The sequence below is a fragment of the Janthinobacterium sp. GW821-FHT03C10 genome (assembly GCF_059420865.1).
This window is the reverse complement of sequence record NZ_JBWKUN010000005.1, coordinates 286,722-300,257: the sequence shown is the minus strand read 5'-3', so window position 1 is coordinate 300,257 and position 13,536 is coordinate 286,722. Positions and strand designations below refer to the sequence as shown.

The window sequence follows — 13,536 nt, the reverse complement described above, 5'->3', positions numbered from 1 at the left end:
GCGATGTTGGAATACTAAAGAATCCTGCCATGCCTTTCCAATCAATTTTTAATGCGTTCCGATATCGAAAACGATATCGGCATGCACCAATGAAAACGCCCTGCGGGCGCGTGGCGGCAGGGCGTGGAGGTATTGGGGTTAGACGATTACTCTACGGAAAACCGGTAGACGGTTTCCGTCCGGTATTCCTCGCCCGGGCGCAAGATGGTGTTCGGGAAATGCGCCTGGTTCGGCGCATCGGGGAAATGCTGGGTTTCCAGGCACAGCGCGCTGCGGTAGCTGATGGCGCGCAGCTTGCCGTACTGGCTGCTGTCGAGGAAATTGCCGGAATAAAACTGGATGCCCGGTTCCTGCGTGTACACCTGCATCACCCGGCCCGATTGCGGATCGCGCACGGTGGCCGCCAGGTTCAGCAGCTGACCGGGTTGTTGATTCAGCACAAAGTTATGGTCGTAGCCGCGGCCGATGCGGATTTGCTCGTGCGGCAAGTCAATGCTGCTGCCGATGACCGTGCTCTGGCGCAAGTCGAATGGCGTGCCGGTGACGTCCGCCAGCTCGCCCGTGGGAATCGAACCCGCATCGACGGGCAGATAGCGGTCCGCATTGATGGACACTTCGTGGCCAAGGATATGGCCCTGCCCTGCCAGGTTGAAATAGCTGTGGTTGGTCAGGTTGACGGGCGTGGCCAGGTCCGTGATGGCATGGTAGCGCAGGCTCAGCGCATTATCGTTGTCCAGCTCATAGGTCAGCGTGACGTCGAGCTTGCCCGGGTAGCCGTCTTCGCCGTGCGGGCTGCTGCGCGTGAACGTGACGCCCACGGCGTCTTCCTTCGTGAACGGTTCGGCCTGCCACATCACCTGGTGATAGCCTTGGTTTCCGCCATGCAAGTGATTCGGTGCGTTGTTGACGGCCAGCTGGTAATCCTTGCCGTCGAGGCTGAAACGTCCCCCGGCGATGCGGTTGCCGAAACGGCCGATGACGGCGCCCAGGAAAGCGCTGTTGTGCAGATACGGCTCGATGCGCTCGAATCCGAGCACCACGTCGGCAAAGGCACCAGTGCGGTCCGGCACGTGGATTTCGCTGATGATGGCGCCAAAGTCGAGCACTTTCACCTGCATGCCCTGGCGGTTCGTCAGGGTAAACACAGTGACGTGGTCGCCGCCGGGCAGGACGCCGAACGGCGCTTGCGTCACTGAAACAGAATCAACTGGGGTCATGGCGTCGGGTCCAGGGTTTACAGGGTCGATGAGCGGCCAAACACGGGCATGCCCTGCGCATCCCAGCGCAGCGGTTTGACAAACGTGTGGCGGTCCGGGTTCCACAGCGGGTCGCCGACGATTTCCGTGTAGGTACGGGCATGGTACACCAGCAATACGCCGTCGCCATCGGCGGCCGTGGTAAAGCTGTTGTGGCCGGGGCCGTAGATACCGTGCTCGTAGCAGGTGGCAAACACGGGCGCGGGCGACTTCGTCCACGAGAACGGGTCGAGCAAGTCGGCGGACTCGTCAGCCCACAGCAGGCCCATCGCATAGTTTTCATCGGTGGCGCTGGCCGAATAGCTGATGAAGATCTTGCCATTGCGTTTCAGCACGGAGGGTCCCTCGTTGACCCAGAAGCCGCGGATTTCCCAGTCGAATTCCGGCTTGCTCAGCATCACGGGCGGGCCGGCCAGCTGCCACGGCGTAGCCATCGGCGCGATATACAGGTTCGAATTGCCTTCGATGGCGACATCCTTCTGCGCCCACAGGTAGTACAGCACGCCGTCGTGCGTAAAAGTGGTGGCATCCAGGCAGAAGGTGTCGATGCCCGTGTCGATCTGTCCCATGAATTCCCATTCGCCTTCGAGCGGGTTGGCGTTCGTGTTACGGATCGCATACATGCGGTGCTGGAACAGCTTATGCTTGATTTCGCGGCTCGGCGCGGCGGCGAAATACACATACCAGGCGCCCTGGTTGAAGTGCAGCTCGGGCGCCCACACCAGCTCGCTGTACGGCCCCGTATCCGGCTTGTGCCACACGTCGACCGTTTGCGCGTCGGCCAGGCCGGCGATGCTGGCGGCACGGCGCAGTTCGATGCGGTCGTACTGGGGCACGGACGCCGTAAAGTAATAATAGCCGTCGCTGTGGCGGTAGATATGCGGGTCGGCGCGCTGTTCGATCAGCGGTTTCAAGACGTCTGCCATGTTGCTTACTCCATTCAATTATTCTTACGCAGCCACGTAGCCGCGCTTGTGCATTTCGGTTTTCACTCCCGTGTAATAGCTGTCGCTGATGCGGTACTTGAACATCAGCAAGCCCATCAGCAAGTGGAAGAAGCCGGGGATGACCGACAGCATCAGGGCGATGCCGTTCAGGGCGAATTGCGTTTGTTCATGGTTGGGCTGGTAGTCGAAATACGCGAGCAGCACGCCCACCAGGCCGCCCGCCACCGCCATGCCCGCCTTCTGGCAGACGGAAATGCCGCCAAAGGCGAAGCCGGAGACGCGCTTGCCCGTCTTGACTTGACCATAATCGATGGTTTCCGCGATGGCCGACCAGAACACGGGCGCATGCAAGTCCACGACAAAGGAGAGCAGGAAATACAGGGCGAAAGCCAGCACGGTGTCGCTCGGCTTGACGAAGAAATAGATGGCCAGGCTGATCAGCGCGACGCCGATCTGCGTGTAGCGGAACAGTTTTACCTTGCAGTAGAACTTGGTGATCCAGGTCGAGGCGATCATGGCCAGGATGGCGGCCACCACGCCCGTGGTCAAAAAGGCGGCCACGGTTTCCGTGCTGCCGCCCAGATAGTATTTCGCGTAATAAATGGCGACGGAGCCGCGCACCACGTAGCCGATGGTGCCCGTGACGCACACGCCGCACAGCACCAGCCACTGGTCGTTCCGCAGCAGCACTTTCAATTGGTCGAGTAGCGATTGCTTTTCCACCACGTGCACGACACGCTCGGTGGTGGAAAAATAGCAGAACAGGAACAGGGCCACGCCCATGACGGCCATCACGGCCATGGCCGCCTGGTAGCCGACGGCCGGGTTGCCGCCGCCCCAGCGTTGCGACAGAATCGGCACGACGATGGTCACCATGAAGGCGCCGATCTTGGCGAAGAACAAACGGTAGCCGTTGGCCGACAGGCGGTCCTGCGGGTCGCTGGTCAAGCCGCTGATCAGGGAAATATACGGGATGCCGACACCCGCCGTCATGATGGTCATCAGGATATACGTCGAATATGCCCAGATCAGCTTGGCGTCATAGCCCCACTCCGGCGTGGTGAACACAAAAAACACGCTGACGCCGTACGGCACGGCCAGCCACAGCAGATACGGGCGGTAGCGGCCCGAGGCAAAGCTGTAGCGGTCAGTGATCTGGCCCATGACCAGGTCGGCGATGGCGCCGATGACTTTCACGGCCACGAACAGCAGGGCAAGATCCGTGGTTTTCAAGCCATAGATATCGGTATAGAAAAAGGTGATGATCAGCATCATCGACGAGATGACGACATTGAGCGCCATGTCGCCGGCGCCGAAGCCGACCTTTTCAACGGTGGATAATTTTTGCGTCTCCATGCTTTCCGTCCATTCTTTTGATGATGAATCGTGCGTGACTGCCCAACTGAAACGGGCGCTGCCGGCCGAAACCATGGCAACGCCCTTGATTTTTTACTGTGCGATCAACTTACATTTTCCAGCGTAAAGACAGGCCGACGGTGCGGTCATAACGCCGCGTATCGCGCGCATACACGCCCGGCTCGTTCCAGTAATCCTTGAACTTGGTGTCGAGCAAGTTATTGCCATCGAGGGTCACCGTGAACTGCTCGTTGATCTTGTACGACAGCGAACCGTCGAGCTGGGCCGTCGGCGCCACTTTCAAGTCCAGGCCGGGGCCGCCCTGGTTGTAGCTGTCGATGAATTTCGAGCGCCAGTTGTAGGCCAGGCGGCCCGACCACGCATCTTTTTCGTACAGCAGCACCAGGTTGTAGGCATAGCGCGACACGCCCGTGATGGCATGGCTGCCCGTCACGTCGTCGGTGGTGCCGCTCATGTAGGTGCCGTTCGCCTGCAGGCCCAGGCCATTCAGGATGCCGGGCAAGCCGTCATAAAACTGCTGGTAGCCGATTTCCAGGCCTTGCAGCTTGCCGGCGGCCGTGTTGTACGGACGGTCCACGTCGTAGGTCTTGCCACCGATGGTTTCGCTGGCAATGCGTTGCTGGATATAGCCGTCGAACTTGTGGTGGAACACGGTAGCCGTGACGGACCCGGCTGGCGCGAAATACCATTCCAGCGCGGCATCGACATTGTCGCCCGTCACCGGCTTCAAGTTCGGATTGCCGCCCGCGCCCGTCGCCTTCACCGTTTCCGTCGAGTTGACGAGGGCCACGCCCGGGTTCAGCTGGGAAAAGCCGGGGCGGCTGATGGTGCGGCCCGCGGCGAAGCGGCCGACCAGGTCGGAACGCAGCTTGATTTTCAGGGCCACGCTCGGCAGCACGTCGGTGCTGGCCGTGTCGCTGACGACGGGCGTGTACACGCCATCCTCGGAAGTATTGCCCTGCAGGCTTTGCTCCGTGCGCACGACGCGCACGCCCACGGTGCCGTCGACGGGGTAGGCGCCCAGCTTGAAGGCGACCTTCGCCTTGGTATAGATCGAATACGTCTTTTCCGTATCCTTGAAGAACGAACCCGGATCCATGGCGCGCGCCGCGCTGCTGCCCGTGACGGCCTGGCGCACGGTGCCCGTGTTATTGAGCAGGAAGCTGGCGCACGGCGTGTACCACTGCTTCAAGCCATAGTCGGGGCCGCCGCCGGACATCGATTCCGACAGGCAATTGAGGCCCGGAATCGACGTCACGCTCTGGCGGCTGAACGGAAACGCGGCGCCGGACACGTCCGGTGCTTCCGCATTGCCCTCGAAACTCTTGATCGATTCGGCTTCGCGCTTGACGCCGCGCACGCCGACGCTGATTTCCTTGAAGATGCCGCCGGCGCTCGGCGTGTACGCCAGGTCAGCGCGCAGGTCGTTCGAGCTGCCCTGGTCCTTGCCGTAACGGTCGAAAAAGCCCTTCAAATAATAATTCGACGGGTCTTGCAAATCGATGCCCGTGTAGTCGACGTGCAGGGTACCGTTCTGGTTGGTATTGATGGTGGCATTCGGCACCTGCGTGATGGCATCGAGGATGGGGTTGCGCCATGTGAACGTGCTTTTGGTGCTGGCCACTTCCGACGTGAAACGCCATTCCGGGTTGATATCCCACAAGCCGCCCACGGCAAACTGGTGCGTCTTCGTCTGGTTCTTGTTCGCCTGCGTCGACATGATGGTGTTGACGTTGGTCGAGGTCAGGGTTTGCAGTTGGTTGCTGCCGGGAATCCTGGTCGCCGACACGGGCGTGCCCCACCATGGCAAGCCGACGAAGTAATCGGACTCGGCATCGAGCAGGAAGCGCGTGGCCATGCCCTCGGCGTACAGTTCGACGTCGGCGTTCGGACGCCATTGCAGCACGGCATTGGCGGTCGTGCGGCGGCGGTCGCCCTTGATCGGCAACAAGCCCACCTGGTCCGGCGCCGTCAGGCCGGGCGAAAAATAACTCTTGTCCACGGGCGCCGTATTGAACGCGCGTTCCTCGTGGTAACGGTGTTGCTGCTGCGACAGGCCCAGCAGCGCGCCCACCTCGCCGATGCCCGTCTTCCAGCGGTTCGCCACCATGCCGCTGACGTTCGGGTCCGTGGCTTTCGATTTGTCGCTGTAGACGGCACGCGTATTCACGCTGGCCGTGAACTCCTTGAAGTCGAACGGACGGTTGGTGCGCACGTCGATGATGCCGGCCACACCGCCTTCGACCTGGTCGGCGCCCTGCGACTTGTACACGTCCACGCGCTGCAGCATGGTGGCGGGAATGTCGGCCAAGTTGACATAGCGGCCCGTGGTGGTGAACAGCTCGCGGCCGTTGAGCAGGGTCGTGACATCGCGCAAGCCGCGGATCATGACGGCGCTGGCTTCGCCCGAATCGCGGCGGATCTGGATGCCGGAAATGCGCGCCAGGGTCTCGGCCACGTTGTTATCGGGGAATTTGCCGATGTCGTCGGCGACGATGGAATCGATGACCTGGTCCGAGCGCATCTTAATCTGCTGCGAATTTTGCGCCGAGCGGCGCACGCCGCTGACGGTCACGACCGACACTTCCGCCGCAGGCTCGGCACTGGCATCGGCCGCCACCGCCTCCTGCGCCCACACCGAAGCCGTGCTCAGCAAGCCGATACCGGCCAATGCCGCAACGGCTGCCTTCAACATGAATGGACGAGGGAAAGTGGCCGCGAGCGGGCCGGTGGCGTTGCGCATCATGAATCTCCAGATATTGTATTGATATTTTTTGTGCTGCTTGCATGTCGTGCGCATGCTCGGCGTTTATCTTAGGGGCTGGGCGATAATCTCTCCAATCAATTTTTCCACTGTTTCGATATCAATTTTGATATCGATGGCTGGGTGACTTTGGAGGTTGCAAACCGACAACGGCAGGGGCGTCAGGGACATTTCAGGCGTGATCATGCCTAAAAAAACGGCAGTACACGCTCCAGGACGCGGAGGCATGTATTTAAAGGGGAGGTGGAGCGGTGGAGCGGCTATTGCCGGGTTGCTGAAGCAGACGCTAAAGCAAGGCGACCGCGGAACGCAGCAACGTGCCCAGCTGCGGCAAACCTTGCGCTTCGTAAGTGGCAATCAATTCGGTAGCGGATATGAGGGATTCAATAGATCGCGCAAGGGGGCCGGATACAACACACAGGCATCGAGGACGGCAGTGTAACGGTAGTATCCAGCCATCAGTATCCCAGTTCAAGCTCCTGCGCCTGATCTGCCAAGGCCTGCAAGGCCTGTTGCGAACGCCGTTTGCGCTCATCCTTGTACTGCACCACATCCTCAAAGCGCAGCCGCCTGTGCGTACCCACCTTATGATGAGGAATCTTCCCTGCCTCAAGCAGGCGCACCAGGTAGGGACGTGACATATTCAGGTACATGGCCGCTTCCTGTGTCGTCACGTCATGTTCCTTCGGCATGACCGTCACGGCCTTACCTTGGGCCAAGGTACCTAAGACATCGGCAAACAGGCGCAACACATTCGGCGGCAAACGCAGCAAGGGTGCATCGCCCAAGTCCTGCGCGCCCTCTTCCAGAACAGCAATCTGCACGGCACGAGAATGATCAAGCGCACTCACCAAGCAGCGCTGCGCCGCCTTCGCCAGTTCCAGGTCTTCTTTATTGTCCAGACGATCAAGCACATTCGACATGGCATCCTCCCTACTTTCCATGGAAGCTTACGAACCAAACGCAATAAACGCAACCAAAATAGTATAACAATTTGTGCAGGGACAAGCACGGCACGACGTTTTAATGGCAAGGCGAACAGATACAGGCCGACAGAAAGCCAGCGCCATCAACTGCGACATGGTGGAGAAATGATCTGCAAACGATGAGGAAAATCTTGGTGCGGCTGGCGGGGATCGAACCCACGACCCTTGGCTTCGGAGGCCAATACTCTATCCACTGAGCTACAGCCGCGTAGGGGGAATTTCTGAAGTGATGCGAAGGATACCGTTTTTCTTTACCTACGTCTACGGAAACTGTCGTATCGCTGGCAATTGCATGTCACTGCTCAATTTTTGTGCCTATAATTGTGGGTTTCATAAAGGTTTACATACAAGCATGTAAAAATGCTACCTTACACGGCCATCAGTTTCAAATCTGGACTAAGGACATCATGAGCGACGCACATAACGAACAACAATCAGCGATCAAAACGCCTAAACAATTGCTTGCCGCCGTAGCGGGCTTCTTCCTCGTCACCGTCATCGGCATCATCCTGCTGGTGCAGTTCGTCACGGCGCAAAAACTGACGGGCGCCGGCACGGACAGCCAGTCGCCCGAAGCCATCGATGCCCGCTTGAGCCCGGTGGCCAATGAAGGCTTTACCTTCAAGGATGCCAGCGGCCCGAAAGTGCTGCAAAGCGGCGAAGCCGTCTACACGGCCACCTGCGTGGCTTGCCATGGCGCCGGCGTGGCCGGTGCGCCGAAGTTTGGCGACGCGGCCGGCTGGTCGGCCCGCCTGGCCCAGGGCTACGATACGGTCCTGAAACACGCCATCGAAGGCTTGCGCGCGATGCCTGCCAAGGGCGGCAATCCCGACCTCGACGATGTGGAAGTGGCGCGCGCCGTGGTCTATATCGCCAACGCGTCGGGCGGCAAGTTCAAGGAACCGGAAGTGCCGGCACCGGCCGCAGCCGCTGACGGCGCCAGCGCACCAGCCGCCGAGCCTGCCAAGTAAGCAGCGCAGCACCCGTATCGAGGAACCGCCCCCAGGGGCGGTTTTTTTTGGCCCGACGTTTGCGTTACATCAGGCCGTAAAAAAGCCGCCCGGCTTGCGCGGGGCGGCTGGCAACTTATGCCTTGAACTAAGTAACCCCCAATAAATTATTGTGATTTCTGACTTCTATAACCGGCGCTCTGCAAGGTGGCCGACGAGGCTTGCTCGCTGCTAGCAGTGCTCGCACTGCGTCGCAGTGAGCGCCTTGCATAGCATCCGATTCTATTCGTCATAAATTCACACTAATTTCCCGAGGATTACTTAGCGTCTTACCACATGATGACGCGGTCTTTCGGCGGCAGATACATCTTGTCACCCGGTTTCACGTCAAAGGCTTGATAGAAACCTGGCTGGTTGCGCATGGTGCCGTTGGCGCGGAACTGGCCTGGCGAATGCGGGTCCGTCTTCAACAAGACCAGTTGCTGCGCTTCACGCATCTTCATGCGCCATACCTGGGCAAAGCCCGCATAGAAACGCTGCTCGCCCGTGAAACCGTCGATGACGGGAGCTTGCTTGCCGTTCAGCGACAATTTATACGCCTTGTAGGCGATCGCCACGCCGGAATTGTCGGCGATGTTCTCGCCCAGGGTCAGCTCGCCGTTGACGAAGTGGCCTTTGACGGGGCTGAAGCTGTTGTACTGCGCCACCAGCTGCTTGGTTTTCTTGGCGAAGTTTTTATGGTCGGCCTTGGTCCACCAGTCGCGCAGATTGCCGTCGCCGTCGTACTGGGCGCCCTGGTCGTCGAAACCGTGGCTGATTTCATGGCCGATCACGCCGCCGATGGCGCCGTAGTTGACGGCGTCGTCCGCCTTGGCGTCGAAGAACGGTGCCTGCAAAATGGCGGCCGGGAAGACGATTTCGTTCAGTTCCGGGTTGTAATAGGCGTTCACGGTCTGCGGCGTCATGCCCCACTCGTCGCGGTCGATAGGCTGGCCCAGCTTGTTCAATTCGCGGTTGTAATTGAGCAGGTGCGAACGCTGGATGTTGCCGATCAAATCATCGGGCGCCACCGTCAGGCCCGAGTAATCGCGCCATTTGTTCGGATAGCCGATCTTGGTGGTGAACTTGGCCAGCTTGATTTGCGCCTGTTTCTTGGTGACAGGACTCATCCAGTCGAGCTTGTCGATGCTTTGCTTGTAGGCCGTCATCAGGTTTTTCACCAGCGCTTCCATGCGCACCTTGCGCTCGGCCGGGAAATACTGCTCGACGTACAGCTGGCCCACGGCTTCGCCCAGCGCGCCTTCGACGGCGCCCACGCCGCGTTTCCAGCGCGGACGCATTTCCGTCACGCCCGTCAGGGTGGTGCCATAGAAGGCGAAGTTTTCATCGACATACGCTTTCGGCAGGTAGCCGGCGTTGGCGTGCAGCAAGTGCCACTGGAAATATGCTTTCCACGTTTCCAGCGGCGTCCTGTTGGCGATCTCGGCAAAACCTTTCAGGTAGCTGGGCTGGCTGACGATCACATAATTGACCTTGCCGGCGATGCCCGTGTCCTTCAGGTAGCGGGCCCAGTCATAGCCTGGCGCCACGCTGGCCAGTTTCGCCAGTTCCACCTTGTTGTAGGTCTTGACGGGATCGCGGTTCTGCACATTGCTCCATTGGGCCTTGGCCAGCTCCGTTTCCAGCGCGAGGATGGCTTTCGCGTTCGCGGCCGCGTTCGCATCGCCCGCCAGGCTCAGCATTTTTTCCACATGGGCCAGGTATTTGGCGCGCGTGTCGGCCTTGCCCTCTTCCAGGTAGTAATCGCGGTCAGGCAAGCCCAGGCCGCTTTGCACGATGTCGGCCACGTATTTGGTGGAATCCTTGGCGTCCTGGTGGATGCCGAAATCGTACGGCGAGGTCACGCCCAGCTTGCTGAAGTGGGCGATCACGGCTGGCAATTCCGCCTTGTCCTGCAGCGCGGCGATCTTCGCCAGTTCCGCGTTCAAGGGCGTCAGGCCCAGGCTTTCCAGCTTGGCTTCGTCCATGAAGCTGTTATAGAAATCGCCGATCTTCTGGGCGTTCGAGCCGGCCGCGCGGGCCTTGTCGGCGGCAGCGCCTTCGACGATGCCGCGCAGCTGCGTTTGCGTATCGTCGGCCAGCTTGGCAAAGCTGCCCCAGCTCGACTTGTCAGCAGGAATCACGGTTTCCGCCAGCCATTTGCCATTCAAGTGCTGGAACAGGTCGTCCTGCGCGCGCACGGCAGGGTCGACGTATTCGATGGCGATGCCGGAGGTCAGCGCGGCCGATGCGGCGGCCGTGGCGGGAGCGGCAGCAGCTTTCTTGGCCGCATCAGCGGCGCCAGCCATGCCGGACACGCCGGCCAGCAAACTCAGGGTCAATGCACTTAACAAATAACGATTCACGGTTGTCCTCTATATTGTATTGTGTGAAATATAAGGGTCAGAAGGCCCAAGGCTTCTGGCCCGGTTTTTGACTGTAGCATACCGACCGAAACGACAGAAAAAACTTTGGCAAGAATACAAAAAAGACCACGCAAGTGGTCCTTTCTGTTGTGACAAGATAACGTTTACATGACGTAGGTCGGCTCAGCCCGGAGGGCGTAAGCCGACAACATGGTGAGCGCCATCGGTATGTCGGATGACACTTACCAGATGATCACGCGGTTTTCCGGCGCGACATACATCTTGTCGCCCGGTTTCACGCCGAACGCTTCATAGAAGCCAGGCTGGTTGACCATGGTGCCGTTCGCGCGGTACTGGCCCGGCGAATGCGGGTCGGTCTTGATCTGCACGATCTGCTGCGCTTCGCGCATCTTGCTGCGCCACACCTGGCCAAAGCCCATGTAGAAGCGCTGGTCGCCCGTCAAGCCGTCCAGCACGGGCGCCGGCTTGCCGCCCAGCGAGATTTTATAGGCTTTGTAGGCAATCGCCACGCCCGAGTTGTCGGCGATGTTTTCGCCCAGGGTCAGCGCACCGTTGACGTGGTAGCCCGGCAATGGGCTGTAGCCATCGTACTGCTTGGTCAGCGCGTCGGCCTTGGCCGCGAAGTTCTTGCGGTCGGCCGGGGTCCACCAGTCGCGCAGGTTGCCGTCGCCATCGGACTGGCTGCCCTTGTCGTCGAAGCCGTGGCTGATTTCATGGCCGATGACGGCGCCGATGGCGCCATAGTTGACGGCGTCGTCCGCGTTGGCATCAAAAAACGGCGGCTGCAGGATGGAGGCGGGGAAGACGATTTCATTCATCGTCGAGCTGTAATAGGCGTTCACCGTTTGCGGCGTCATGCCCCACTCTTCGCGGTCGATCGGTTTGCCCAGCTTGGCCACCTGGCGCGCGGAACCGAAGTTGGCGGCACGCATCATGTTGCCCACCAGGTCGCCCTGGACGATTTGCAGCTTCGTGTAATCGCGCCATTTGTTCGGATACGCGATCTTCGGCGTGAACTTGGCCAGCTTGGCTTGCGCTTCCTTCTTGGTCTCCGGGCTCATCCAGTCCAGGGTGTCGATGCTGTCCTTGTAGGCAGCCAGCACGTTCTTCACCAGTTCCTGCATGTGCGCCTTGCGCTCGGCCGGGAAATATTGCGCGACATACAGCTTACCGACGGCTTCGCCCAGCACGCCTTCGACGGCGCCCACGCCACGCTTCCAGCGCGGCTGGTTTTCCGTCACGCCGCTGAGTACCGTGCCGTAGAAGGCAAAGCTCTCGTCGACGAAGTTTTTCGACAGGTAGCTGGCATAGCTGCGCAGCAACTGCCATTCGAAGTACGCTTTTAGGGTATCCAGGTCGGCGGACGCCAGCACCTTGTTGTAGCCGGCCAGGTAGCTCGGCTGGTTGACGATGACGTAATCGACCTTGTTGGCGATGCCCAGGGCGGCCAGGCCGGACTTCAGGTCGTAGCCCGGGGTCAGGTCGTTCAGTTTATTGATGTCGGTCTTGTTGTAGCGTTTCACGGGGTCGCGGTTCTCGACCTTGGTCCATTGCACTTCGGCCAGCGATGTTTCCAGGGCAACGACCGCCTTGGCGCGGGCGGCGGCGTTCTTGTCGCCCGCCATGGCCAGCATTTTTTCCACGTGCGCCTGGTATTTTTCCTTCACGCCCGCCTGCTTGGCTTCCAGGTAATAGTCGCGGTCGGGCATGCCCAGGCCGCTTTGGCTCACATACGCCGCATATTTGGTCGAGGCGCGCGCATCCTGGCCCACGTAGACGGCGTACGGGGTCGACACGCCCGTCTGGCTGAGGTGGGCGATCAGGGCGGGCACGCCCTTCTTGTCGCGCAGCGAGCGGATGCGGTTCAGTTCGCCGGCCAGCGGCTTCGTGCCCAGCGCTTCGAGCTTGGCTTCATCCATGTAGCTGGCGTACAGGTCGGCAATCTTCTGCGCTTCGGAACCGGCCTTCTTGTTCTTGTCCTGTTGCGTGGCGTCGATGATGCCGCGCAACTGTGGCGTCGTGTCGTCGCGCAGCTTGGCGAACGAACCCCAGCTCGACTTGTCGGCCGGAATCTCGGCCGTGGCCAGCCACTTGCCGTTCAAATGGGTGAAGAAGTCGTCCTGCACGCGCACGGCGGGGTCGATGTACTGCACGTCGATGCCTGAAACGACGCCAGCGGCGGCAGGCGCCACGGTCGGTGCGGCCACGGCGGATACGGGTTCGGCGGCATGGGCAAACGCAGCCAACAGGGTCAGGGTCAGACTGCTTAAGAGATAGCGATTCACGAATTGTCCTTATGGGGCATGTCAAAAAGACCGGGCAGATAGCTGCGGGCGGATAGCCCGCCGCGCCGGGCGCTACGGGAATGTAGCACGCGGCCATGCCTTTTGACCATCATGGCCCCCCCGGACTGCCCGGGATTGCCGCGCAGTTCGGCCAGGCTCAAGGGGCTTTCATTGTCCAGGCAGGCGAGCAGGCGTGGGCTGGAGCTTATCCATACAGATACAGCAGGTCGTCGATCAGCGCCCGCTCCTGGTGCGTGAACTGCGTGTCGTTGAACTGTCCGATATCTTCGAGCACACCCCGAATCGGCACTTGCCGTGACGGATCCTGAACGATGTCGATCAGCAGGCCGGCATCGGGATACCGCCCCTGCAGATACTTTTCAATCAGCGCTGTGAGCGCGGCGCGTGCCTGCAAATCAGTTAACATTTTTTATCCGCTGCCAAGGAAGAAGCACCAGTCTAAATGAGCTTGAGCCCGCGGATAAAAAAAAGCCTGCGTCCGTGGACGCAGGCAAAACCACTTCGGGTCGAGAATGCGAGTCCAC

At 60.2% G+C, this 13,536-nt stretch carries 9 protein-coding genes and 1 tRNA gene; 1 reads left to right on the top strand and 9 read right to left on the bottom strand.

What is annotated here, in order from left to right; genetic code table 11:
* Window positions 1–146: 146 nt before the first annotated feature.
* From AC07VH_RS18425 to AC07VH_RS18400, 6 genes are all read right to left on the bottom strand, one after another.
* A complete protein-coding gene (locus AC07VH_RS18425) occupies window positions 147–1,217 on the bottom strand; it encodes an aldose epimerase family protein (RefSeq protein WP_494787551.1) in 1,071 nt (356 codons plus the stop codon).
* A gap of 17 nt (window positions 1,218–1,234) precedes the next feature.
* The gene (locus AC07VH_RS18420) at window positions 1,235–2,182 is read right to left on the bottom strand and encodes a glycoside hydrolase family 43 protein (RefSeq protein ID WP_494787552.1); all 948 of its coding nucleotides are present in this window, start codon (window positions 2,180–2,182) and stop codon (window positions 1,235–1,237) included.
* A gap of 24 nt (window positions 2,183–2,206) precedes the next feature.
* The gene (locus tag AC07VH_RS18415; protein ID WP_494787553.1) at window positions 2,207–3,559 is read right to left on the bottom strand and encodes an MFS transporter; all 1,353 of its coding nucleotides are present in this window, start codon (window positions 3,557–3,559) and stop codon (window positions 2,207–2,209) included.
* 109 nt (window positions 3,560–3,668) lie between these two features.
* Window positions 3,669–6,326 (bottom strand): TonB-dependent receptor, encoded by a 2,658-nt coding sequence (locus AC07VH_RS18410; RefSeq protein ID WP_494787554.1) that lies wholly within the window; start codon window positions 6,324–6,326, stop codon window positions 3,669–3,671.
* Window positions 6,327–6,802: 476 nt separating this feature from the next.
* A complete protein-coding gene (locus AC07VH_RS18405) occupies window positions 6,803–7,267 on the bottom strand; it encodes a helix-turn-helix domain-containing protein (protein ID WP_083287649.1) in 465 nt (154 codons plus the stop codon).
* 195 nt (window positions 7,268–7,462) lie between these two features.
* A tRNA-Arg gene (locus AC07VH_RS18400) sits at window positions 7,463–7,538 on the bottom strand.
* Between the two features lie 199 nt (window positions 7,539–7,737).
* On the opposite strand from AC07VH_RS18400, the gene AC07VH_RS18395 reads away from it, so the two are divergent.
* Window positions 7,738–8,301: a c-type cytochrome gene (locus tag AC07VH_RS18395; RefSeq protein WP_475418172.1), complete on the top strand. Its 564-nt coding sequence runs from the start codon at window positions 7,738–7,740 to the stop codon at window positions 8,299–8,301.
* A 308-nt stretch (window positions 8,302–8,609) separates the two neighbouring features.
* Here AC07VH_RS18395 and AC07VH_RS18390 read toward each other — a convergent pair whose 3' ends face one another.
* The 3 genes from AC07VH_RS18390 to AC07VH_RS18380 form a co-directional block, all read right to left on the bottom strand.
* A complete protein-coding gene (locus AC07VH_RS18390; RefSeq protein WP_475416968.1) occupies window positions 8,610–10,685 on the bottom strand; it encodes a M13 family metallopeptidase in 2,076 nt (691 codons plus the stop codon).
* Between the two features lie 242 nt (window positions 10,686–10,927).
* Window positions 10,928–12,991: a M13 family metallopeptidase gene (locus AC07VH_RS18385; RefSeq protein ID WP_475416967.1), complete on the bottom strand. Its 2,064-nt coding sequence runs from the start codon at window positions 12,989–12,991 to the stop codon at window positions 10,928–10,930.
* 205 nt (window positions 12,992–13,196) lie between these two features.
* Window positions 13,197–13,418, bottom strand: a complete 222-nt coding sequence (locus tag AC07VH_RS18380) for a hypothetical protein (protein ID WP_494787555.1) — start codon at window positions 13,416–13,418, stop codon at window positions 13,197–13,199.
* Window positions 13,419–13,536 lie beyond the last annotated feature (118 nt).